Source organism: Paraeggerthella sp. LCP19S3_G8 (assembly GCF_052119225.1).
GTDB lineage: Bacteria > Actinomycetota > Coriobacteriia > Coriobacteriales > Eggerthellaceae > Paraeggerthella > Paraeggerthella hominis.
This window is the reverse complement of record NZ_JBQKFQ010000017.1, coordinates 1-17666: the sequence shown is the minus strand read 5'-3', so window position 1 is coordinate 17666 and position 17666 is coordinate 1. Positions and strand designations below refer to the sequence as shown.

Sequence of the window (17666 nt, the reverse complement as noted above, 5' to 3'; positions counted from 1 at the left end):
CATATCGCTATAGCCGATATTGAGAACACGGATTAAACAGGAACAGCAGGAATCGAACCTGCGACCTTCTGGGCTTCAACCAGACGCTCTACCAACTGAGCTACGTTTCCAAATCCAAGACCAGTAATGAACGTAAGGTAAATTTTCTATAATTTATTTTTTTCTGGTCTTGGAATGATCACCGAGTTCCGCTCATGTTGATGTTGTTCACTAATTGAATTAGTGCTTTTTGAAAGGTATGCTTCTTCTCAGTAATTCATGATACTATATTAACACATCTATTTCCGAACAAACTCCAAAAAAACTTTTGTTTTCTCTAGCGTTTCTTTATAAAAACTCTAATTTTGAACTAGTAAACATCCGCCTCTATATTGCTCAGCAAACGAGAGCAAGGCATCGTTCAGTTCAATGTAAAAGCTAGCTTCTGAAAGGTATAAGTCGGTATAGATTTCAAAATCATATCGTTTACCATTGTACAGATATTTCTCAAACAAGATCCTGCGATGCGTTGGATTGAGTAATTTCGTTACTGCTAATTCAATCGCTTCAAGCTCCGATTCAGCATCTACTCGATTGATAGCCAAGCGCTCAATAGGCTTACTTGGATTGCCGTGCGCTTGTCTTGGCTCGAAAGTATACGTCGCAGTGACTTTTTGACCATCTGCATCATTGGCTACTCTTTGCCAGCGAGGATATTCTCTCAACTTACGCTTTGCATTTGATTTTGATTTTTGGATATTTACTTCTGGAAAAAAAGTCACTTTTGCATTCTCCTTATGGTATAATAATAGTGTCATATATCACTGCCAGGGAGATTGCCTTGGCTTTTTTATTTCCATTTTACAACATGCTTATCCATATGATACGGCTCATCCAAATCAACCTGCCACTTTGGTCTACCACCCAGATTAGGTGGTTTGACAGGTTTCCTAATAGGCACACGGCTTTCTGCTAGGAGTGTTCTTATCTTTTCTTCTGACTTTTCAACAATTGGCTTAGCGCCTGATTCCAAACATCTCACATGCCTGAGTGAATAACCTAGCTTCTTGGCCAGCGACTCGATGCTCAGACCTAGTTTTAATCTTATTTCCTTAAATTCTTGCGGTGTCATAGGTCCTCCAACGATACCCACCGAAACTGTGGATATTTTTTTGCTTCTTCCTCTGTGCATTTGTAAGCAATATAACGATACACAGCAAACCTTGGTTCTGGCACATCAACCAGTAACACACCTAATTTTTCAGTCATTCCAATTCCTCCAATTCAAAATACTCAGCTAATGATTCTTTCAATTCATCTATATCATCACAATTATCAATCATCTCTTTCACATCAAATTGTGTATCCTCTTTATTTAATGTGTTTTCTTCAACCGCATTTACTACCCACATTGGATGAGTACCGACTTTTGAATACTCATCCTGTGGCAAGTTTTCTAAAAGTTCTTCATAACGCTCTTCAAGACAAATTAATTCACCTAAAACATCGATAAATTCTTTGTCGTCTTTACGCTTTTTAAATACTTCTGGTAAGTTTTGATTAGCAACTTCTGCATAAATAGCTGACCATTCTTCTTCACTAAATCGTGAATTTTCTACAAGTGGTCCATAAGTTAACGTTTTTCCGTTTAATTCTACCGTGTATTCCATTTTTACTTCTCCATTCCAATTCTTTCAGTGGCACAAATTTAAACCGCGGAAACTGTTCAGCTTCTTTGCGTGTGAGTTCCGTAGCTATATTCTAAATATTGATACTTCCATAATTTTGGTTCTGGCACATCAACTAGTAACACACCTAATTTTTCAGTCATTGGTTACCTCCATTGACAGAGCGATAACTTGATCTGCTTCTTTGTTAAAATACATGAGCGTTGTACCATTTTTTAAATTTTTGATATCATTTTTAGTCAACTTGACCGTGTGCACATCGTACTCATTATCTTTAAAACGAATTTTAGCCGCTTCTCTATTTGTCATCTTTTTCCTCCCACTTATTTCAAAAACATCTGTTTAAATATAGCCTCAAGTACATCAACTACAATCGCATTTCCAGCTTGCTTGTATAATTGTGTGTTGCTGTTTACTTGCTCTGCTTTTTCAAAATCTTCATCACTGCATCCCATAAGCCTCCAACACTCTTTTGGTGTTAGCTTACGAATGCGGTAGTTATCAACTACCCCTTTACTATCATCAGTTGTCAAAGTATGTGCCATATTTTTTTGTACTCTACCTCTTCTTGTTTTACTAAAAGGATATGCAGTATCAATGCCATCTCCTTCTTCGGCTATCTGATAGCCTTTTTTTGTTGCGTTTTTTATTAAAATTTTAATACCCTCACCTTTATTTGTAGTTAGCGTTGGACTTAAATAGTCCGAGTCAAAGACATTGCCATTCATTCCCCTACCACTAGGGTTTGTGTTGCCTACTGATTTTACTTTTAATTGCATTTTTAATCGTGGTTCCCTCTGTATTATCGACCACAACACTTGGTTGTCTCCAGCCACCTTGCATAGTATCTAAAGTAGGAGCCAATCCATCCTTATCCCATATTGCCCCTGCTTGATGAGTTTTACCGTCTTTGTCAAAGATGCCGCCTATTCGATTTACCATTGGTATATATCCTCCACCTGTTCCCATTGATGATGTCAAGGTAGTTGATATACCGTCTTTTTTAATAGATTGATTCTTTTGTTCTCCGCCTAGTAGAAACGATTCGTCTTTTAAGTCAAATCTACTAACTAATTGTTCTATTTTTTTATCGTCCAGATAAAACTTCTCATCCACTTCATCTTCTAAAACATCTTTTAATCTGAGAGTTAGCTCTTGTTTTTCAGGGAAAACATAAGGTTCATGTTCACCTAAAATTGATACGCAAAATACTCGTTCTCTGTTCTGTGGAACGCCATAGTCTTTTGCGTTTAGCACCTGCCAATAATTTGTGTAACCTTGTTCTTCTAGCCAATCAAGCCATTTATCAAAATTCGGCTTATGTTTTTTACCAACTAAATTTTTTACATTTTCCATAAGCAGATATTTTGGCTTCTTAGTAGCTATCACTTTTTGACATTCCCAAAGAAGACCTGACCTAGTTCCGCCATTCATATCTAGTCCGGCTTGTTTTCCGGCTACTGAAATATCTTGACAGTTGTGAGCAATGGTATTAAACACTGTAAATGAATGATCATCTTCAACTTCAATATCATATACTGTTTCTTGACCGTCATTCTCCAACCCATTAAATGGAAACCAAATATGTCCATCTTCATAAAATGCTTTATCTTGCTCCCCAGTTGTCATTTTAAAGGTTAATGAATAAGTATCTCTTTGATTCACAATTCTTCCTTCGATAATACTTGTAGCTGGTCTACTGTCTTTATAAATTGAATATGGTCGACGATAAACTTTAGCAATACATTGCCCAATACCATAAACTAGCTCTTCAGAGGTTGTAGTACATTTGTAAAGTTTATCAGTTTCAGAGTAGTAACCATCTCCGCTGAAATACCCTTCAACGAAAGATTTTAACAACTCAACTGGTAAGTTCAATACTTCTGGACTAATCTTTTTACCATGAGCATAATACCCAAACTGTTCCGTAAACAACGATAACTCTTTAATTGGAATATTAACTTTGTTCGCAGTACGTTCTTTTGAGATATTATAATCGAATAAACCATTCACTCGATTTTCAAATTCTTCCAATTTAACATCAGGTACAGCAATAATGATTCCACCCTGTTTACGACACCATCCGTCAGCAACATATCTACCCATCAACCACCAGAAATTATTGTTTTCCAATAATGGACTAATGAAATTCGTATGATACGTTCTATCACCATAACCAGTACCCCAAGAGTTGGTATATCCATCCCATACTGGTAACTCGCTGTTTTGATTGATTGATAAACCTAGATAGTGATTCTTCGTCAAACCTTTAACTTCAACCCATTGTGGATCGTGGAACAATCTGTCGTAAGATCGTTTATCATTATTCCATTTTCTATATCGTTCTCTTGTTAAGAACTTATGGTTTTCTGTGGTTTTAATATTATGAATAGCCATACCTTTAATGTTAACAATATCTTTGACACCTTGATTAAAAACATTTGTCACTTTTTTATACTGGTTTGTATGGGTTAAAACAGCATCTCCGATATTGATTTCATCAATACGCTTGTACCCGCTGTTTGTCAGCACCAAGGTGTCTCCTGTAAAACAAGGGAAACTATAGGTAAACAAATCATGGTCAGGTATTGTGTTCGGGTCAATTTTACTAATATCTCCTAGATTCGGACAATCTCCGTGTATTGCATCATAACTTGATAAGGCATATTTATCTATCTCTGCAATTGCCACTACTTCATGCTCTATTCCTAAATTTCTAAGCGCCATGCGTTGTGTTCCTATTCCACTAAACGATTCAAATACTTTAATACATTTCATTCTACCACCTCTTCCAAAACCCTTAGCATCAAATCAGCATCACTATAAACCGAACCCCAATCTTCCATGTCAGAAACAAATGGGTTAGCATAATTCATTGCTATGCTCATAATGTGATAACAGCCGTTTTTTAAAAATTGGAAATCTTCTTCCGATATTCGGTACATCTCATCTGTTATCCCTTTTTCTCTACAAAATTCTTCGTACATTGCCATCTCTTTCATCTTATCGGCAATACCTTTGATTTCCACCAATTCTCTATCGCTGTAAGTGTCTAAATGCTTGATGACTTCAATCAATGTTTTTCTGACTTCTTCAATTTTCATTCTTCCACCTCTTCGTGGTATTCAAACCAAACTTTTTTGACATGTGGGTCGTCGCATAAATTGCTAATTACTTCCATTTCGAAATCTATTTTTTCTATATCTTGCATAGTTAGCCTATCGCTTTTAGGATTGAAATATTTATCGTACTTACAATTCAGTGTTTCTCCCATAAATTCTTGCGTATAATGTACAGTTACTTTCATTTCCCCACCCATTCTAAAATCCGAACCATCTCATCATCTGTTGGTAAATCATTCCGATAAATTCGCTCAATCCGCTTCTCTGGTATACCTGTCTGCGCGCTTGCTACCTCAAACGGTAGGTTGTTGCTGTTAATTTCTTTTTGCAATAACATAGCCACATCAAGCGGATTAAATGCATCTGATAGTTTCGGTGCGTGTTTTGCTCGGTTAACATATCTTCTGGATCGTATCATAAGTACTCCACCTATTTTTCAAAAAACATAAAAATCATACCGATAATAATAGCCCAAATAACAACTAAAATCCCTATTAGACAAGATAACATGATGAGATTAAATAAAAAGTCTAATATCGGCCAATCCATCACTCCACCTCTTCTTTCATTAGCAATTCAATCGCATACTTGTACGAATCAATAAGCGGTTCGGCATTTTCTCTGTCTTTGATGCGTTTCTCATCGTAAAGTTCCTGTATAGACTCTAAGGCTATTGTTAAGCATTCGATAGGTGTTACAAAGTCTTCTGTTATATAAAATTCCGGCATTTAATTCTCCTCCACAGGCACAGCAAACCGCCACAACCGTTCGTCTTTCTGTTTGATTTCAGTTTCTGTCAATTTATCTGTGTAACCGTTCAATCCGTTACCGCTGTGGAATAGATATTTGTTTGTTTTAATATTTTTAAACAGCTTCCCCGAGCTTACTCCTTCAATCTCAACCGTGTACAGTTTCTCTTTCTCGATCTCATAGCCGTCAAGCCAAGCACGAGCGAATGTGTCTTGGTTACGTTGTGCCCATCTAGAAGCAGCCATTGACTCCACTCACTTATCATTGCAGATAGTCGAGCCAAATTCATCTATTGGACTGATTGCACCAAGCAAAGTCGCCTCGTTTGTTTTGCACCACTTAATCCACTCAGCCACAAACTTCGGAACTACCACTTTCTGCAGTTCGTGGATTTGGTTAATAATATGGATAGCTGCGTCTCGCATTATTGCAAAATCATCGTATGCTTGTGTGCTCTGTTTCTTAATTTCCTCAATCGCTTCTTGTTTATTCATCTGTTTCCTCTGCATGTTCCGCATTTTCAAAATGGCCATTAAATAATTCAAATTTCATTATATTCCTCTACTTCTATTTCAATCTTGTATTTATCCCTGATTTGGCTTAGACCACCAAATTCAAACGTCATGTACTTAATAATTTCATGGTTGTCGTCTGCCCATAGACCTGCATCCGTCATACCGTCAACTAACGCTTTTATGGTTGGATAAAAGTTTGGTGGATCCATTCGTCTTTTAGTTGGTGCGTAAATCGTCACCACAAGCCCGCAGGGGCGTTTTTTTGTGTAGGCAGTATATTTACCCTCAGATACTTTTAAACGCCCAATTTGGCGAAGATAGGCAGTAATTTTAGCCTTCTGTGTCCAATGTGGTCTATCATTAGCGTTCAACATTTCTTTTTTGTGTTTTGTATTTGATAAAATAAATTCAAATTTCAACTAATAGCCCTGCTTTTACTTTTTGTTTTTATGTTTAAAATGGCAACTCCAAATCATCAATATCGACAGGACTTGTTTTCCCAAATGATGAGGTCTCGTTTTTAGAATAATTATTTGGCTTACTTGCTGAACCATTTAAAAATGTGTCAATAATAATTTGTGGTGTCTTAATACCCTGACCTTGTTGATTTGTGTACTCGTTCAATCGGAATGTTCCTTCAATCTCTACTAACTGACCAACAGAACTTTCTAATTGTTGTATATTGTCACGAAAAGCGATTACATTGATATACCCATTCTTCCACTCTCCGTCATCTTCTTTCCCGTTTGAGAAGCTCATGCTTGCTGTCATCATGGCATCTGTCTTTTTGTTGTACTTATCGTTAAAGTTGATATAGCCTTTGTTTGTTACTTTCATTGATTATTCTCCAATTTATTTAATAGTCCATCTGCTAGTGAGATTTGTTCCATCGTTATGTCTTCGATTTTTGCGACTCCCAATTTCTCACAGAACCATCTCGTGATTGAACCGTCATTCTTACCTGTCCTATCGATAACGGACTGTATACCATTCTTATATGCTTCGACTACTTCTTTTGGTATTTTAGTCTTCGCTTCTTTTTTCTTCTCAATTTCATCAACTAATGAATCAACATCTTCTTCACCAATCCCAAACAGCCCTTGTAAAGCGTATTTTCCTGCATAGGAACTAACCGCCCCTGTCCATTGTGGAACTTGCATTTGTTGGACTTGTTTAAGCTCACCAGTCTTATAATCTTTTGTGTTGAGAATTGGTACTGTGTCAAGCTCTGAAAATCTAGTGGCATTGCGAACTTCATCATCTTTTGTTGCAGTTGCTGTAGCTTTAACAAATATTCTGCCACCAACTTCAACAAGATCATCAGACACGTTTATTTCCCAACCACTATTTAATGTTTTGAAATGTGTGAAAATATCTTCTGCATTTCTAAAAGAATACTTCACTCCCTGCTTGCTAACCTTGCCGATCTGCATTTTCGCTTGTAATTCTGCAAAATTCATTGTCATATCATTTTACCTGCAAACTTTCTTTCTCGATCAATGTTGCACCTTCTATAACCTCACCAGCTTTCAGATGTTTAGCCAGTTCAGTTTTGATAGGCTTGTATTCTAATTTCATGAATTCAAGAGGGATTTTTGTTTCGTCTGAAATATCGACTTGCTTAGATTTTCGGAGCGACACAGTGAACAACCCTGCTTCCACCTTTTTTTTATCGCTCATTTTCAAAGCACGTTCAATAGCTTCTTTGTATTTTTCCGCTTTAGCCTTTGCGTTTTTTTCTTTTTCGTAAAATTCCTGTTTTGCCTGTTTGAAACTCTCTGCATCAGAAACTGCATTTTTTAATAGCTTGACAAAATATTCGATATTCCGCTCCAAGTCTTCTTGGAAGTCAATACTTTCTAATGTATCGTTGAAGGTTTCATCGCCTAATTCCATTGCTTGCAATTCTGCGTAAACTCCTTCTAGTTCGTATAATAGTGCCATGTTATAAATCCTCCGTATTTACATCAGCATAATGCTTTACTATTGTTTTGATTAAACTCAATTGACGCTCGCCCTTGTTTGAAATTTCTTCCGCATAACGGGAAATGTCATTTCCGTCTCGTTCTAACGATGTTTTCAGATGCTTCAAAATACGATCTAATTGCTCGTCTTTAACTCCAGCAAAAACCTTTTCTGTGTCACCGTCTTCGTCAGTTTCAATCTTATACGCTTTATTTGATTCAATATATTCATCAACCAACTTTATAGTGCTTCTTTCTGGACGAGAAACCCATTTGTTAGCTGTCTCAGCAATTTCTAAAATCATTGTTGCAAGCATTTTTGTTTCGTTTGACATTGTCATTTTCTTTTCCTCTTTTGTCTTTCTTTTTCGCTATTGGTAGCCCATCGCTACATTGTCTTTCCATTCGTCATAGGCTCTGTCTTCGTCTTCTGGTTCTGGTAACGCATCTTTGTAGATGACAACCAATTGCTCAGATAAGCATTTAGGACAGTTTAGCTCGCAGTCGTCTTCGTTTGTCACTGTACTATATGATTGACATTCCTTGCATCGGATTGTGTATTTAATCATCAGCACCCTCCATTGCCTCTAACTCAGCAAAGAGTTCTGCTAACTTTGCTTGTCCTTCTGTAGTCTGTTCGGTCTTTACTGGCTCGGTTGACCAAGTTGGAACATTTGTTCGCTGAGGTTGTGTATTGTTTCCACTGTTAGAGTAGTTGACCTTTTGTTCGATTCGCTGTCGTTCTCGCTCTTCGACTTGGACAATAGTCTTAATGCCATTCTGTTTCCAATTGCGTAGGATAGCCAAGATATATTTGAAATTCCGTTTGCCGTTGTCAGCAGCTTCTGTAATTGCTCTGATAACAACATCAACATCCATACCATCTAAAGTGACATATTCGGTCAGTTGCTGAAACTGAAAACCATCTAATGGACCAATTCTTTGTTGATAATAATTTTGAATGCTTGTGCCGGTGGTGGTTTTTTTATCATCTACATCTAACTCTATATTTATATCTATATCTTTCTCTATTTCTTTCTCTATCTCTATCTCTATCTCTGGTGGAGATTTCTCCGTTCCTATGGTGGAGATTTCTCCAAGTCGCTTTATTTTGTTATATTCTGCTCGTTTTCTATCAGCATCTTTGCTTGATTTTCCTACAAAATTTTTGATATTGGTCATATAGATTGCGCCGTTATCCAAAATCTCAATAAGTTGTAAGTCCTTAAATATATTTACAGCTTTCTCAACAGTTCCGACTTGATGCCTTGTAATAGTTGCCAACATATGCGAATTATACGGGATAAGGTTGTTAAACATGAGAATACCATCGTTTTTAAGGCTTCTTAGATATAATTTCAATAAGATATTGCTGTAAATATAGCCATCTGGCATACTTTCCAAAACGACAGCTTCATCACTTTCAAAGAAATCTTCCTTTAGTTTTAAGTAATAATATTTTCTATTGTCTGCCATTTATACCTCGTCTCCAATACTCTTCAAAATCAATGTTGCGTTGAATTCGTGCGGTTTCAAGTGTGGTTTCTGCCTGCTTCACATTCGCTCTCATACCAATTTCAAGTTCTTCCTTGGTCATAGCCATATATAACCCAAATGGTGCTGTCTTATGGCTGCCTACTGGATGTCCTTTCTTTTTGATGGCTTCTAGCACATTCTGCAAAGTGCGTCTACCTGGCTTTGTCCGTTCCTGCACTTTTTCAAATTTGATAGGGTTATCGAAGCGATACGGTAGGATAATGTTCAACACGTTTGCTTCAACAGTCGTCAGTTCCGTCATCTTCCAATATCCTTTCAATATCTTCTAAATGCTCTACATCCCCTGTCCGCTGAAATTTTTTAAGCGATTTGCTGATTTGCTTTAGTTTTTCTTTGTCAGTCATCCAGTTTCTCCAATTCAAGTACTAGGTTTACATATGCTTCATAACTCTTACCAGATTTTTCGTTGTCTTTATAAGCCTTTTCAATCAATTCTTGACCTGTGCCAGAAAAACAGCCAACATTCCACATTTTGTTTGATTTTGTGTAAGTAAACCATCTAAAACTGGACCATGTGTTTTTAAAAACGATATAGTCGCTTGTCTTTGATACCCTAGCGTTGCCAGATACCTGAGCGTTGCCAGATACCCTAGCGTTGCCAGTTACCAAAGCGTTGCCAGATACCTGAGCGTTGCCAGTTACCAAAGCGTTGCCAGATACCTGAGCGTTGCCAGTTACCCAAGCGTTGCCAGTTACCCAAGCGTCGCCATATACCCGAGCGTCGCCATATACCCAAGCGTTGCCAGATTGAGATAGGTTACCTTCCTTCTCGATATATCCGCCTTTTTCATCTACTTCTACACTTCCAAAAGCAACCTTGGATCTTATGCGGAATAGTTTCCTACCGAACGTTTCGATGGTGTCATCGAGCAATAATTCAAATTTTTTATTCATTTTCAATTCCTTTCATTACGCAAATTACACAATTTCTTTACACGGCCCTTTAGCCAACGTTGCCTGGGCCATTTTGGTAAATGTAGCCCGTTCCATGGCAATCCCTTTTTGCACCAGGAGCCAATCTTCTTGTTCTTTCAGCGCTTTCAAATCCCGCTCTTTTCGCTCACGCTCCAGTTTACGAATTTCAAAGATAGCATTTGATGCGCTAAGCATCACGATAAATCCAAGGACTGCTAGTCCACCGATAATTTCTGACATATTATGCTCCTTTCTATTCTTGTTCTGTGTCATTAGCTTTCTTTTTAAAGAAATATAACTCAATATCTTCGCCTGAGATAGATAACAATTCCATAGCTTTAGAAATTTCTGGTTGTTTCCAAATTGTTTTGTTATTTAATTTATCATAAATGGATTTGGCTGTTATTCCAGATGCTTTGGCAAAACTTTCTCTAGTTCCAAATTTCTCGATAATTTTTCCTTCTAGTTTTGAATAATCGTAAACCATGTTTGCTCCTTTCTTTATTTTATAGTCTTATTATACACTAATAAAAACAATAATGCAACACTTTTTATTATTTTTTTGATATTTTTTTGTTTCTTATCCTAAACTTTTCTTATTTCTACTATATAATATAACGTTTTAAAATTTATTTATAAAAACACTTGACATAGTCACATGACCATGATATAATTAAACCATAAAGATAACAAAAGCCCGCAGGGCAGGAGGAAATTAAAATGAAATACGATAACATGGAAACTATACACGAGGCTTTTAATGAAATATACGAGTCAGCTGTTGAGGGTTACGATAGCAAAGAAAAATTTGATGAATATCTAGCAAAACACGGTTGTATCTCAGGTATGGTTGACGGATTGATCTATTTTTGGGAAACAACTGAATTATTTGATAACTTTGAGGATGAATGCAACGATTGGCTTGAGGAATTGACAGAAGAAACCGGGTTAAATCCTTTTGAATTATTCCACAATTGGGACGTTGCTATTAACTCAGAGTATAATAAAAACACTGTAATTTGGGCAATGTTTGAAGAATATGTCGCGACAATGGAAACAGAATAAGACTATACAGTTCAAGCCGTCAGTAGGCTTGCGAGGGTCTGCTAGTCATTAAAAAATAAAAACATTTTTTGGAGGAAAACAAAATGGAACAAACAAAAGAATTGCAAAAGGTTAGTGAAACTTTTAGGACAACAAAAGAAATGACTTTACACAAGAAACAAATGATTGAAGGTATATGCGAATTTTTTGGTGTCACTAGGCAAGAAATGAGGTTACAACTTGGTACAATTGTTTTACAAGGCAATTATAACGGACAATGGCAAAATATAACTAGTGTTATAATAGATTTTCCAATGTGGATTAAAAATAAAAATTGGACGGATTATCGCTTAAAAACTCATGTGGTTAAAATAAAATAGTCAAAAGGGCTTGGTATAATCAATAACTTACAACTAATTAAAGGCAATCAGAAAGGAATAAACAAAATGCAAAAAGAGATCAAAAAACGTAGAGGGTATGCAACACAAGCTCAACAGCGTGAAGCTGACAAACGCTACTATCACGCAAGCGAGGAAAACAGACAACGAAAACAGTACTTAAACGCTCGCAGCACTGCAAGAAATTTTATTGAGAAACGTGCCAAGTTTGAGGATTTGAAAGACTTGCAGGAACGTATCGAAAAAAAATTAAAATATTTTAAAGAAAACACTTGACATAGTCACATGACTATGATATAATTAAACCATAAAGATAACAAAAGCCCACAGGGCAGGAGGAAAACATCATGAAAGCAATTGAAATCTATCAAGAATTGATTAACAAAAAATACAATCAATGGGATATCATCGATATTCTTGAAACAGAATACCATAACCAAAATTTCAATTCAGAATTATTCGAAGATTATCCATTCTTTGGAAACATTGCAAAAAATGAAATCAACTATGGTACCGAAGGTGCGGAAGCATTCCAAAATGTTATCAATTACATCGAAAACATTGATTTTGAATTCAATCAAACAACAACTAAAGGATACTAAAAAACTCTTAACGTGTCTACTCGCCAAAGTTTTGCACGTTAACAGCTGAACCTGTTGAAGGCTGGGCTGTTTGCAAATTCGAAAATGGTTTATACCATTTTGTAGAAAAGGTTTAAAATTTAAGCAATTTGCACCCAAAAAAAGCCCCAGCAATCGCTAGGGCTGATTTTTATTTATTGATACCGTCAATCAATTTCTTAACTGTCGCATCGTCCAAGCTAGACTTTTGAGCCTTGCCTTGGAATGAGTCGAAAGTTGCTGTACTTACCGCAATATTCTTGACTCCTGCTTCCCAAAAGGCGATTGGATCTTTCGCATCCAAGATTGGGAAGAATGTTCCCCCTTGGACTAGTCCGATACCGCGTCCTGGTGCTGAAATTGTAAACATATCATTTTCCTCTTCTTTCTTTTCTTCTTTTGGCTTTGGTTCGTCATATTTTAGCCTAAACCACCCTGTAACATATTGATAGTCAGATACATTGCGATGCATTTCTCGCACATATCCACCACCACCGATTTCTAATTGGTCATTTTGACCATTGCCATTTTCGTCTCGATATCCGTCCACGTTTTGCTCTAATGTATGTAAGACATTAGGATCCGCTTCAATTACGATACCAATATGTCCATAAGGGTCTGTACCCCAATCGTACACAATAGAATCGCCCGGCTGTGGATACTTGTCTGGATGGTCGTTGTAAACTACAATCAGACCTTGCTGCGCTGCCTTTGCTAGCGTATCCTTGGCATTGGTATAAGCAAGATTTTTCTTTCCGTTTGTAAAGTGCTGAACAATGTGGTCATTAAAGGCTACGCACTGGCCACCGTACGGATTTGTAGGCACAGTTACCTTTTTACCGACTAGGCTTTTGCTGTAATTAACAACATCCTGAGCTGTTGTCATACTATCACTCCTTCCTGCCAATTAGCTTGTCAAAAGCATTTGTGACATTTTCAAAGACGGTAGTGTCTCCCTTGGCCTTGCCGTAGTTTTCGACCAAAGACTTAAATGTCAAGATAAGATAGCCAATGTAAATTGTATACAAAAAGGCCACGCCCGTCTGCTCAGGAAGCAAAACAGACATAGGAATTAGAATTGTGAGCAATACAATCCCTTGAATTTTCCGAAGTAGGCCGTTAATTCCAATCTTTGACTTGTATTCAATGCCTGGATTGATAACCGCAGCAAACGCGCCAGAGAAAAAGTCAATGATTTCCATGGTTACGATTAGTCCAAGCAAAAAGATGATGAGTCCATCTTCTGTTGCAATAACGGCTCGTAGTGATTCAAACATATTAAACTGCATCTATCCAACCTCCTCGCCAGTTTCTTTCGAACCAGCTGTCGCAAGTTCGACCATTTGACGTACTTTTTCACGGTACCGCAAAGGAACGTCATCAATTGTAATCCATCCAAAATCCACGATTTGCATTGTGTAGTAGTTAATAATAGCCATTTCGTTTTCTCCTTTTAACATTTTTATAAAATTACTCACTTTCAATAGTAGTTTTATCATCTTCTTTACCTGCCGCGATTGACATGATTGCTTCGTTGATAGTTTGAGACATCATTTTCATGAATTGCTCCATTTTTATGTATTGTTTGTTCATCCTATCGGTAGCTTCGTCCGCTTGTGCGATTTTTTCACCGAGCAAGTTAAATTTCTCGTTTTCTGCACGTTGTGGGAAGTTTTCTTGGTAGTGCTTTTCAAGAGCTAATTCAAACAATTCTTGATTTCCCAAAGCCGTTTGGTCACCGGGCAAAAGAATAGGAACATAGCTATTTTCTACGTTCCCAAGCGTCACGACAGTACCACGTAGACTGCCGTCTAGGTTGTAGTCTAATGACTTCCGTTGAAATTCTAATCTCATTTCTTTCCTCCTTTTAATATGCCCAAACTATCTGACCACAATAGCGTTGATTTGCTTCAGCTCCAATTATATGCAATCCACCGTCAGCATTAAGCTGAGCTTTTTTATCTTTTGTATTATTCACATACCAAGCACTAGCATTTAACATCAAGTCTTTAGATACATATTTCGTTGGCACAGTAACAATGTGCTTTGTTCCATATGTAGGAAACGTAACATCATAATCCACAATGACAAGATTCCCTTGAACTTTCCATCTAACGTTTCGGTTCACTGTAGAAACAGACCAATCCGTGTAATTCTGTCCCTTGAGGTAAACCTGTCCGTTTACTTGAATGACAAGAGCATTCCTTCCGTCTGAATCTCGACCAAATTTGATTGATCCAAAATCTGGATCGGATAAGCCTTCATGCAGTAACCTTTCTAAGTTTTCGGTTATATCAACTCTTGAGAACCTTACTTCACCGGCCGTCATAGCTACAATTGGCATATCACTAGCCATCGTCTCAGAAGAAGTCTTTTGAACTGGCATACCATTCACTAACAAACCATGATTATCTACAAATAGACCTGTCTTATAGTCAGGGTATTTATAAGCAGGAATGACGGAACTTCCAGCTTTAAAACTGCGTTGCAAAAGCAAGTTACCAGCGGTTACGCTTCCAAGGTCAGATGTTACAGCAGATAATGTGTCAACAAACAACTTATCAACTGTTACTGCGCCATTTTTTATCATAGCGCCGTTGATAAACTGGTCCTTAATCTGCAAGTTGTCCGATGTGATGACATCCTTGACCCATCTAGCCCCAATGAAGAGATACTGCTCACCAGCCTTGATAGTTGAGTCATTAACTGTGATTGTTGATGTGCCAGTATACTTCCAGCGTGCACCTTCTGGAGGATTTGCTGGTGCAGTAGACTGCATGAATGTTGCGACCACATTTGAGCGATCTACCCACTTATAGCTTGATGCGCTTGCTGATTGCGTTGGGTTATTATTTGAATAATAGCCCATGTAACGCTTAGAAGTATCAGTCAAGCTAAATCCTGTGCCTGCTTGATCGTCAGCATAGGCCATGAAGAAGTAAGCTGGCTCACCTTTTGGACCTATCAGTCCTTTTGGTCCTTGGTCGCCTTTAATTCCCTGCGGTCCAATTGGACCTGCAGGACCTTGAGAGCCAGCTTGACCATCGGATACATTGGTAAATGTGATTTCAGACGTTGCGACGACTTGACCGCCCACAATAGCTTCCACACTCAAAACTTGCGTATCTTTCACGGTCTCTGCTGCTACGCTGTATGTTGGAACAGTCTGTGTATCTGCTCCAACGTGCCAAACAAAAGAGGCCCCAGAAATAACTTCTGTGCCTCTTTTTAGCGTCGGGGTTATCAGACTGCTGCCAAGACCATTCTTGAACGCTGTGCCGTTGTTTGTGGACAATTCAAGCGTATATGGCATGGCTTCCTTAGCCAGCTCTTCGACACGCTTGAGCAAGTCATCTGACAGTTGACTGTACTTGCGCTCGTAATTCGTAAAGGTGGTTTCTGTGACCCTACCAGTGATGATATCTTCCGTCATCTCTGATATCCGTCCTTGGACATACAGAGGCGGGTCATAGTGCAAATCATCTATCAGGGTCATTTTGTCCCCGACCTCACCATCCATGCTTCCTTCCGCTGTGTACGATACTTTGGGCACACTGGCTTTCTTCAGCTCAGCTAGCATATAGCCATATAGAGCCTCTTTAGTTTCGTACTCCGTGCTGTCAAGGTCCAACAGTAGATAGTTGTCCGTTGAATTTCTTCCCACAGACGGAAATCTATTCCTTGTTTGTGGGGCTCGAAGATAAGCTCCATCTGTAACATAGAGCGGTTTACCAGCATCGTCGTTGACTGTCTTGGTAAGTCCAGCAATTGTCAATCCATCTTTGCCAGTGGCATGCACCGCGCTGTATAGCTCTTTGATGTTATCAGAGTAGTTAATGACTTTGAGGTCTTTTCCTACTCTGACAGGCTGGCCGGTTAAATCTTTGCCAAGATTCCCTTTGCGGTAAATATTCAGCACATGGCGCCTCAGTGAGTAGTCGCTATTCGTTTCTGTCACAAACTCAAACTCTGCGTCAAACCTATTAGCGATTGAGTACAGCCTATCCAGTAGAGTGTTCGTACCTGTCCACTCAAGCTTAATTGATTTGTCTGCCACCTCATTGATGCCGATTGTAAGAGAGTTTTCTGGATCGAAAATTCGTACATATTTAGCGATTGACTGGGCTTTGTCTGGCTTGTAGGACCCTTTCTGCTCATTATTGATTTCCAAAACTAATGAATAGGCAATTAAGTCCATCTTAAAGCCGTTTTTCTGGATATCCATGATATTAAGCCAATATGGCTTATTCTTATAGACAAAAGACAATTTACATCCTGTCTTGACAGTGTCGATATCTTTTGAGTTAAAACTCAAAGAGAGCATACTGACACTTCCGGCCAAAAACTTTGTCAAGTTAGGCGTTTTAAACTTAATGCCTGCCTCATTGTCAAAAAAAGCGACATTATAGCTGTCCGTCGAGTCACGGACGGCAATCCGAATATTATCCATCAGCTAAATGCCTCCTTAATTTCAGCAGTTGCTCTTTTAATCTCCGAAAAACTAGAAACTAGCAACTGAATTTTTGTCTCCCCTGGCGGTACCTTGATATATCTAGTGCCCAAAATTTCATCGCTGAGAGCTACCTGATTATCAACATACAATCTGCCTTCTTCGCCGAAAACTTGTAGAATGCTCCCAGTTTTATATCGATTTGGGATGTCCTTCCAGTACGGCACTTTAATTTTGGTAAAGCTAAAATCGTTTAGATACATCCTGGTTACCAATTGTCCAGCTGTGCTACGGCCAATGTACTGGCCAACAAAAAACTGGATTCTATTGGCATTAACGGACCGTATTTTTGATTCGTAAAAGACGAAATACTTTCCATACCAGAAAAAGGTGACTTTGTCTTCCTCTTTCCGAATATCAAACATATTTCGATTTTCATTTTTGCTATCCTCACCATATGGATTTGGTGGGATATACTTACTTGGGGTAAAGTTGATATAGTGGACTGACCGGCTGCCACCTGCACCATCGCCAAGCAAAAAATGCACAGTTGCTTGATTCTGGGTAGTATTTGTTTTTTCAATGGCCATACCAGCAATAAAGTTATTATTAGAGTCCACAACTGCGAGACACCTAGCCCCCGTCTGATCAACCTGTCCAGTCT

Annotated in this window: 34 protein-coding genes and 1 tRNA gene; 4 read left to right on the top strand and 31 right to left on the bottom strand. The window is 38.1% G+C overall.

Annotated features, from left to right (window positions below; translation table 11 throughout):
- Positions 1-38 precede the first annotated feature (38 nt).
- The 25 genes from ACTQZK_RS12700 to ACTQZK_RS12580 all read right to left on the bottom strand — a co-directional run bounded on the left by ACTQZK_RS12700 (position 39) and on the right by ACTQZK_RS12580 (position 10977).
- Positions 39-110: transfer RNA gene (locus ACTQZK_RS12700), tRNA-Phe, on the bottom strand.
- Between the two features lie 228 nt (positions 111-338).
- Complete coding sequence (locus ACTQZK_RS12695; RefSeq protein WP_441549881.1) at positions 339-761, bottom strand: ArpU family phage packaging/lysis transcriptional regulator; 423 nt, start codon at positions 759-761, stop codon at positions 339-341.
- A gap of 68 nt (positions 762-829) precedes the next feature.
- The gene (locus tag ACTQZK_RS12690) at positions 830-1111 is read right to left on the bottom strand and encodes a helix-turn-helix domain-containing protein (protein WP_441549882.1); all 282 of its coding nucleotides are present in this window, start codon (positions 1109-1111) and stop codon (positions 830-832) included.
- Positions 1108-1248, bottom strand: coding sequence for a hypothetical protein (locus tag ACTQZK_RS12685; RefSeq protein ID WP_441899726.1), 141 nt, complete (start codon positions 1246-1248; stop codon positions 1108-1110). The genes ACTQZK_RS12690 and ACTQZK_RS12685 overlap by 4 nt, the downstream gene beginning before the upstream one ends.
- Positions 1245-1649, bottom strand: a complete 405-nt coding sequence (locus ACTQZK_RS12680) for a hypothetical protein (protein ID WP_441549883.1) — start codon at positions 1647-1649, stop codon at positions 1245-1247. Before ACTQZK_RS12680 ends, ACTQZK_RS12685 begins: the two co-directional genes overlap by 4 nt.
- A 153-nt stretch (positions 1650-1802) precedes the next feature.
- Complete coding sequence (locus ACTQZK_RS12675; RefSeq protein ID WP_343118948.1) at positions 1803-1976, bottom strand: hypothetical protein; 174 nt, start codon at positions 1974-1976, stop codon at positions 1803-1805.
- A 14-nt stretch (positions 1977-1990) separates the two neighbouring features.
- Positions 1991-2446 (bottom strand): DNA cytosine methyltransferase, encoded by a 456-nt coding sequence (locus ACTQZK_RS12670; protein WP_441562931.1) that lies wholly within the window; start codon positions 2444-2446, stop codon positions 1991-1993.
- Positions 2406-4445: a DNA (cytosine-5-)-methyltransferase gene (gene dcm / locus ACTQZK_RS12665; protein ID WP_441899725.1), complete on the bottom strand. Its 2040-nt coding sequence runs from the start codon at positions 4443-4445 to the stop codon at positions 2406-2408. The genes ACTQZK_RS12670 and dcm overlap by 41 nt, the downstream gene beginning before the upstream one ends.
- On the bottom strand, positions 4442-4771 hold the full coding sequence (locus ACTQZK_RS12660; RefSeq protein WP_441549838.1) for a hypothetical protein: 330 nt from the start codon (positions 4769-4771) through the stop codon (positions 4442-4444). The genes dcm and ACTQZK_RS12660 overlap by 4 nt, the downstream gene beginning before the upstream one ends.
- A complete protein-coding gene (locus ACTQZK_RS12655) occupies positions 4768-4974 on the bottom strand; it encodes a hypothetical protein (RefSeq protein ID WP_441549839.1) in 207 nt (68 codons plus the stop codon). The genes ACTQZK_RS12660 and ACTQZK_RS12655 overlap by 4 nt, the downstream gene beginning before the upstream one ends.
- The gene (locus tag ACTQZK_RS12650; protein ID WP_441549840.1) at positions 4971-5207 is read right to left on the bottom strand and encodes a hypothetical protein; all 237 of its coding nucleotides are present in this window, start codon (positions 5205-5207) and stop codon (positions 4971-4973) included. The genes ACTQZK_RS12655 and ACTQZK_RS12650 overlap by 4 nt, the downstream gene beginning before the upstream one ends.
- A gap of 130 nt (positions 5208-5337) precedes the next feature.
- On the bottom strand, positions 5338-5517 hold the full coding sequence (locus ACTQZK_RS12645) for a hypothetical protein (protein WP_435534771.1): 180 nt from the start codon (positions 5515-5517) through the stop codon (positions 5338-5340).
- Positions 5518-5784 carry a DUF1642 domain-containing protein gene (locus tag ACTQZK_RS12640; RefSeq protein ID WP_441899724.1) on the bottom strand — a complete coding sequence of 89 codons (267 nt, stop codon included), beginning with the start codon at positions 5782-5784 and terminating at the stop codon, positions 5518-5520.
- Positions 5785-5793: 9 nt separating this feature from the next.
- A complete protein-coding gene (locus ACTQZK_RS12635; protein WP_441899723.1) occupies positions 5794-6033 on the bottom strand; it encodes a hypothetical protein in 240 nt (79 codons plus the stop codon).
- A gap of 47 nt (positions 6034-6080) precedes the next feature.
- Positions 6081-6473, bottom strand: a complete 393-nt coding sequence (locus ACTQZK_RS12630; protein WP_441899722.1) for a hypothetical protein — start codon at positions 6471-6473, stop codon at positions 6081-6083.
- A gap of 34 nt (positions 6474-6507) precedes the next feature.
- Positions 6508-6891 (bottom strand): single-stranded DNA-binding protein, encoded by a 384-nt coding sequence (locus tag ACTQZK_RS12625; protein WP_441549843.1) that lies wholly within the window; start codon positions 6889-6891, stop codon positions 6508-6510.
- Positions 6888-7514: an ERF family protein gene (locus ACTQZK_RS12620; protein WP_441549844.1), complete on the bottom strand. Its 627-nt coding sequence runs from the start codon at positions 7512-7514 to the stop codon at positions 6888-6890. Before ACTQZK_RS12620 ends, ACTQZK_RS12625 begins: the two co-directional genes overlap by 4 nt.
- Before the next feature lie 7 nt (positions 7515-7521).
- A complete protein-coding gene (locus ACTQZK_RS12615; protein ID WP_441549845.1) occupies positions 7522-7998 on the bottom strand; it encodes a siphovirus Gp157 family protein in 477 nt (158 codons plus the stop codon).
- Position 7999: 1 nt separating this feature from the next.
- On the bottom strand, positions 8000-8353 hold the full coding sequence (locus ACTQZK_RS12610) for a hypothetical protein (RefSeq protein ID WP_441569746.1): 354 nt from the start codon (positions 8351-8353) through the stop codon (positions 8000-8002).
- A gap of 226 nt (positions 8354-8579) precedes the next feature.
- The gene (locus ACTQZK_RS12605) at positions 8580-9494 is read right to left on the bottom strand and encodes a phage replisome organizer N-terminal domain-containing protein (RefSeq protein WP_441549847.1); all 915 of its coding nucleotides are present in this window, start codon (positions 9492-9494) and stop codon (positions 8580-8582) included.
- On the bottom strand, positions 9481-9816 hold the full coding sequence (locus ACTQZK_RS12600; protein ID WP_441899721.1) for a hypothetical protein: 336 nt from the start codon (positions 9814-9816) through the stop codon (positions 9481-9483). Before ACTQZK_RS12600 ends, ACTQZK_RS12605 begins: the two co-directional genes overlap by 14 nt.
- Positions 9794-9919, bottom strand: a complete 126-nt coding sequence (locus tag ACTQZK_RS12595; RefSeq protein WP_441549849.1) for a hypothetical protein — start codon at positions 9917-9919, stop codon at positions 9794-9796. Before ACTQZK_RS12595 ends, ACTQZK_RS12600 begins: the two co-directional genes overlap by 23 nt.
- Positions 9912-10469: a hypothetical protein gene (locus ACTQZK_RS12590; RefSeq protein WP_441549850.1), complete on the bottom strand. Its 558-nt coding sequence runs from the start codon at positions 10467-10469 to the stop codon at positions 9912-9914. Before ACTQZK_RS12590 ends, ACTQZK_RS12595 begins: the two co-directional genes overlap by 8 nt.
- 24 nt (positions 10470-10493) lie before the next feature.
- A complete protein-coding gene (locus ACTQZK_RS12585) occupies positions 10494-10730 on the bottom strand; it encodes a hypothetical protein (RefSeq protein ID WP_149969365.1) in 237 nt (78 codons plus the stop codon).
- Between the two features lie 13 nt (positions 10731-10743).
- Entirely contained in the window at positions 10744-10977 is a 234-nt protein-coding gene (locus tag ACTQZK_RS12580) for a DUF739 family protein (protein WP_441549851.1), read from the bottom strand.
- 233 nt (positions 10978-11210) lie between these two features.
- On the opposite strand from ACTQZK_RS12580, the gene ACTQZK_RS12575 reads away from it, so the two are divergent.
- From ACTQZK_RS12575 to ACTQZK_RS12560, 4 genes are all read left to right on the top strand, one after another.
- Entirely contained in the window at positions 11211-11555 is a 345-nt protein-coding gene (locus ACTQZK_RS12575; RefSeq protein ID WP_441549852.1) for a DUF7222 domain-containing protein, read from the top strand.
- An 83-nt stretch (positions 11556-11638) separates the two neighbouring features.
- A complete protein-coding gene (locus tag ACTQZK_RS12570; RefSeq protein ID WP_441549853.1) occupies positions 11639-11914 on the top strand; it encodes a hypothetical protein in 276 nt (91 codons plus the stop codon).
- Between the two features lie 66 nt (positions 11915-11980).
- A complete protein-coding gene (locus ACTQZK_RS12565) occupies positions 11981-12208 on the top strand; it encodes a hypothetical protein (RefSeq protein WP_441549854.1) in 228 nt (75 codons plus the stop codon).
- A gap of 71 nt (positions 12209-12279) precedes the next feature.
- The gene (locus ACTQZK_RS12560; protein WP_441562934.1) at positions 12280-12534 is read left to right on the top strand and encodes a hypothetical protein; all 255 of its coding nucleotides are present in this window, start codon (positions 12280-12282) and stop codon (positions 12532-12534) included.
- Positions 12535-12703: 169 nt separating this feature from the next.
- Here ACTQZK_RS12560 and ACTQZK_RS12555 read toward each other — a convergent pair whose 3' ends face one another.
- The 6 genes from ACTQZK_RS12555 to ACTQZK_RS12530 form a co-directional block, all read right to left on the bottom strand.
- Positions 12704-13438 (bottom strand): CHAP domain-containing protein, encoded by a 735-nt coding sequence (locus ACTQZK_RS12555; RefSeq protein ID WP_441549856.1) that lies wholly within the window; start codon positions 13436-13438, stop codon positions 12704-12706.
- A gap of 4 nt (positions 13439-13442) precedes the next feature.
- Positions 13443-13841: a phage holin family protein gene (locus ACTQZK_RS12550; protein WP_441549857.1), complete on the bottom strand. Its 399-nt coding sequence runs from the start codon at positions 13839-13841 to the stop codon at positions 13443-13445.
- Positions 13842-13991: a hypothetical protein gene (locus ACTQZK_RS12545; RefSeq protein WP_441549858.1), complete on the bottom strand. Its 150-nt coding sequence runs from the start codon at positions 13989-13991 to the stop codon at positions 13842-13844. It abuts the gene before it with no gap.
- A gap of 31 nt (positions 13992-14022) precedes the next feature.
- Positions 14023-14406, bottom strand: a complete 384-nt coding sequence (locus ACTQZK_RS12540) for a DUF1366 domain-containing protein (RefSeq protein ID WP_441549859.1) — start codon at positions 14404-14406, stop codon at positions 14023-14025.
- 13 nt (positions 14407-14419) lie between these two features.
- Positions 14420-17002, bottom strand: a complete 2583-nt coding sequence (locus ACTQZK_RS12535; protein ID WP_441899720.1) for a phage tail protein — start codon at positions 17000-17002, stop codon at positions 14420-14422.
- On the bottom strand, positions 17002-17666 hold a 665-nt coding region (locus ACTQZK_RS12530), incomplete at its 5' end, for a hypothetical protein (RefSeq protein ID WP_441899719.1). The genes ACTQZK_RS12535 and ACTQZK_RS12530, both read right to left, overlap by 1 nt.

Coding starts and splice junctions, on each gene's coding strand:
- ACTQZK_RS12540 (WP_441549859.1), bottom strand. CDS start 14,406: ATGAGATTAGAATTTCAACGGAAGTCATTAGACTACAACCTAGACGGC.
- ACTQZK_RS12645 (WP_435534771.1), bottom strand. CDS start 5,517: ATGCCGGAATTTTATATAACAGAAGACTTTGTAACACCTATCGAATGC.
- ACTQZK_RS12555 (WP_441549856.1), bottom strand. CDS start 13,438: ATGACAACAGCTCAGGATGTTGTTAATTACAGCAAAAGCCTAGTCGGT.
- ACTQZK_RS12575 (WP_441549852.1), top strand. CDS start 11,211: ATGAAATACGATAACATGGAAACTATACACGAGGCTTTTAATGAAATA.
- ACTQZK_RS12635 (WP_441899723.1), bottom strand. CDS start 6,033: ATGAATAAACAAGAAGCGATTGAGGAAATTAAGAAACAGAGCACACAA.
- dcm (WP_441899725.1), bottom strand. CDS start 4,445: ATGAAATGTATTAAAGTATTTGAATCGTTTAGTGGAATAGGAACACAA.
- ACTQZK_RS12545 (WP_441549858.1), bottom strand. CDS start 13,991: ATGGCTATTATTAACTACTACACAATGCAAATCGTGGATTTTGGATGG.
- ACTQZK_RS12625 (WP_441549843.1), bottom strand. CDS start 6,891: ATGAAAGTAACAAACAAAGGCTATATCAACTTTAACGATAAGTACAAC.
- ACTQZK_RS12670 (WP_441562931.1), bottom strand. CDS start 2,446: ATGCAATTAAAAGTAAAATCAGTAGGCAACACAAACCCTAGTGGTAGG.
- ACTQZK_RS12570 (WP_441549853.1), top strand. CDS start 11,639: ATGGAACAAACAAAAGAATTGCAAAAGGTTAGTGAAACTTTTAGGACA.
- ACTQZK_RS12655 (WP_441549839.1), bottom strand. CDS start 4,974: ATGAAAGTAACTGTACATTATACGCAAGAATTTATGGGAGAAACACTG.
- ACTQZK_RS12620 (WP_441549844.1), bottom strand. CDS start 7,514: ATGAATTTTGCAGAATTACAAGCGAAAATGCAGATCGGCAAGGTTAGC.
- ACTQZK_RS12660 (WP_441549838.1), bottom strand. CDS start 4,771: ATGAAAATTGAAGAAGTCAGAAAAACATTGATTGAAGTCATCAAGCAT.
- ACTQZK_RS12650 (WP_441549840.1), bottom strand. CDS start 5,207: ATGATACGATCCAGAAGATATGTTAACCGAGCAAAACACGCACCGAAA.
- ACTQZK_RS12560 (WP_441562934.1), top strand. CDS start 12,280: ATGAAAGCAATTGAAATCTATCAAGAATTGATTAACAAAAAATACAAT.
- ACTQZK_RS12605 (WP_441549847.1), bottom strand. CDS start 9,494: ATGGCAGACAATAGAAAATATTATTACTTAAAACTAAAGGAAGATTTC.
- ACTQZK_RS12690 (WP_441549882.1), bottom strand. CDS start 1,111: ATGACACCGCAAGAATTTAAGGAAATAAGATTAAAACTAGGTCTGAGC.
- ACTQZK_RS12585 (WP_149969365.1), bottom strand. CDS start 10,730: ATGTCAGAAATTATCGGTGGACTAGCAGTCCTTGGATTTATCGTGATG.
- ACTQZK_RS12565 (WP_441549854.1), top strand. CDS start 11,981: ATGCAAAAAGAGATCAAAAAACGTAGAGGGTATGCAACACAAGCTCAA.
- ACTQZK_RS12610 (WP_441569746.1), bottom strand. CDS start 8,353: ATGTCAAACGAAACAAAAATGCTTGCAACAATGATTTTAGAAATTGCT.
- ACTQZK_RS12580 (WP_441549851.1), bottom strand. CDS start 10,977: ATGGTTTACGATTATTCAAAACTAGAAGGAAAAATTATCGAGAAATTT.
- ACTQZK_RS12675 (WP_343118948.1), bottom strand. CDS start 1,976: ATGACAAATAGAGAAGCGGCTAAAATTCGTTTTAAAGATAATGAGTAC.
- ACTQZK_RS12535 (WP_441899720.1), bottom strand. CDS start 17,002: ATGGATAATATTCGGATTGCCGTCCGTGACTCGACGGACAGCTATAAT.
- ACTQZK_RS12550 (WP_441549857.1), bottom strand. CDS start 13,841: ATGCAGTTTAATATGTTTGAATCACTACGAGCCGTTATTGCAACAGAA.
- ACTQZK_RS12680 (WP_441549883.1), bottom strand. CDS start 1,649: ATGGAATACACGGTAGAATTAAACGGAAAAACGTTAACTTATGGACCA.
- ACTQZK_RS12685 (WP_441899726.1), bottom strand. CDS start 1,248: ATGACTGAAAAATTAGGTGTGTTACTGGTTGATGTGCCAGAACCAAGG.
- ACTQZK_RS12600 (WP_441899721.1), bottom strand. CDS start 9,816: ATGACGGAACTGACGACTGTTGAAGCAAACGTGTTGAACATTATCCTA.
- ACTQZK_RS12590 (WP_441549850.1), bottom strand. CDS start 10,469: ATGAATAAAAAATTTGAATTATTGCTCGATGACACCATCGAAACGTTC.
- ACTQZK_RS12615 (WP_441549845.1), bottom strand. CDS start 7,998: ATGGCACTATTATACGAACTAGAAGGAGTTTACGCAGAATTGCAAGCA.
- ACTQZK_RS12595 (WP_441549849.1), bottom strand. CDS start 9,919: ATGACTGACAAAGAAAAACTAAAGCAAATCAGCAAATCGCTTAAAAAA.
- ACTQZK_RS12640 (WP_441899724.1), bottom strand. CDS start 5,784: ATGGCTGCTTCTAGATGGGCACAACGTAACCAAGACACATTCGCTCGT.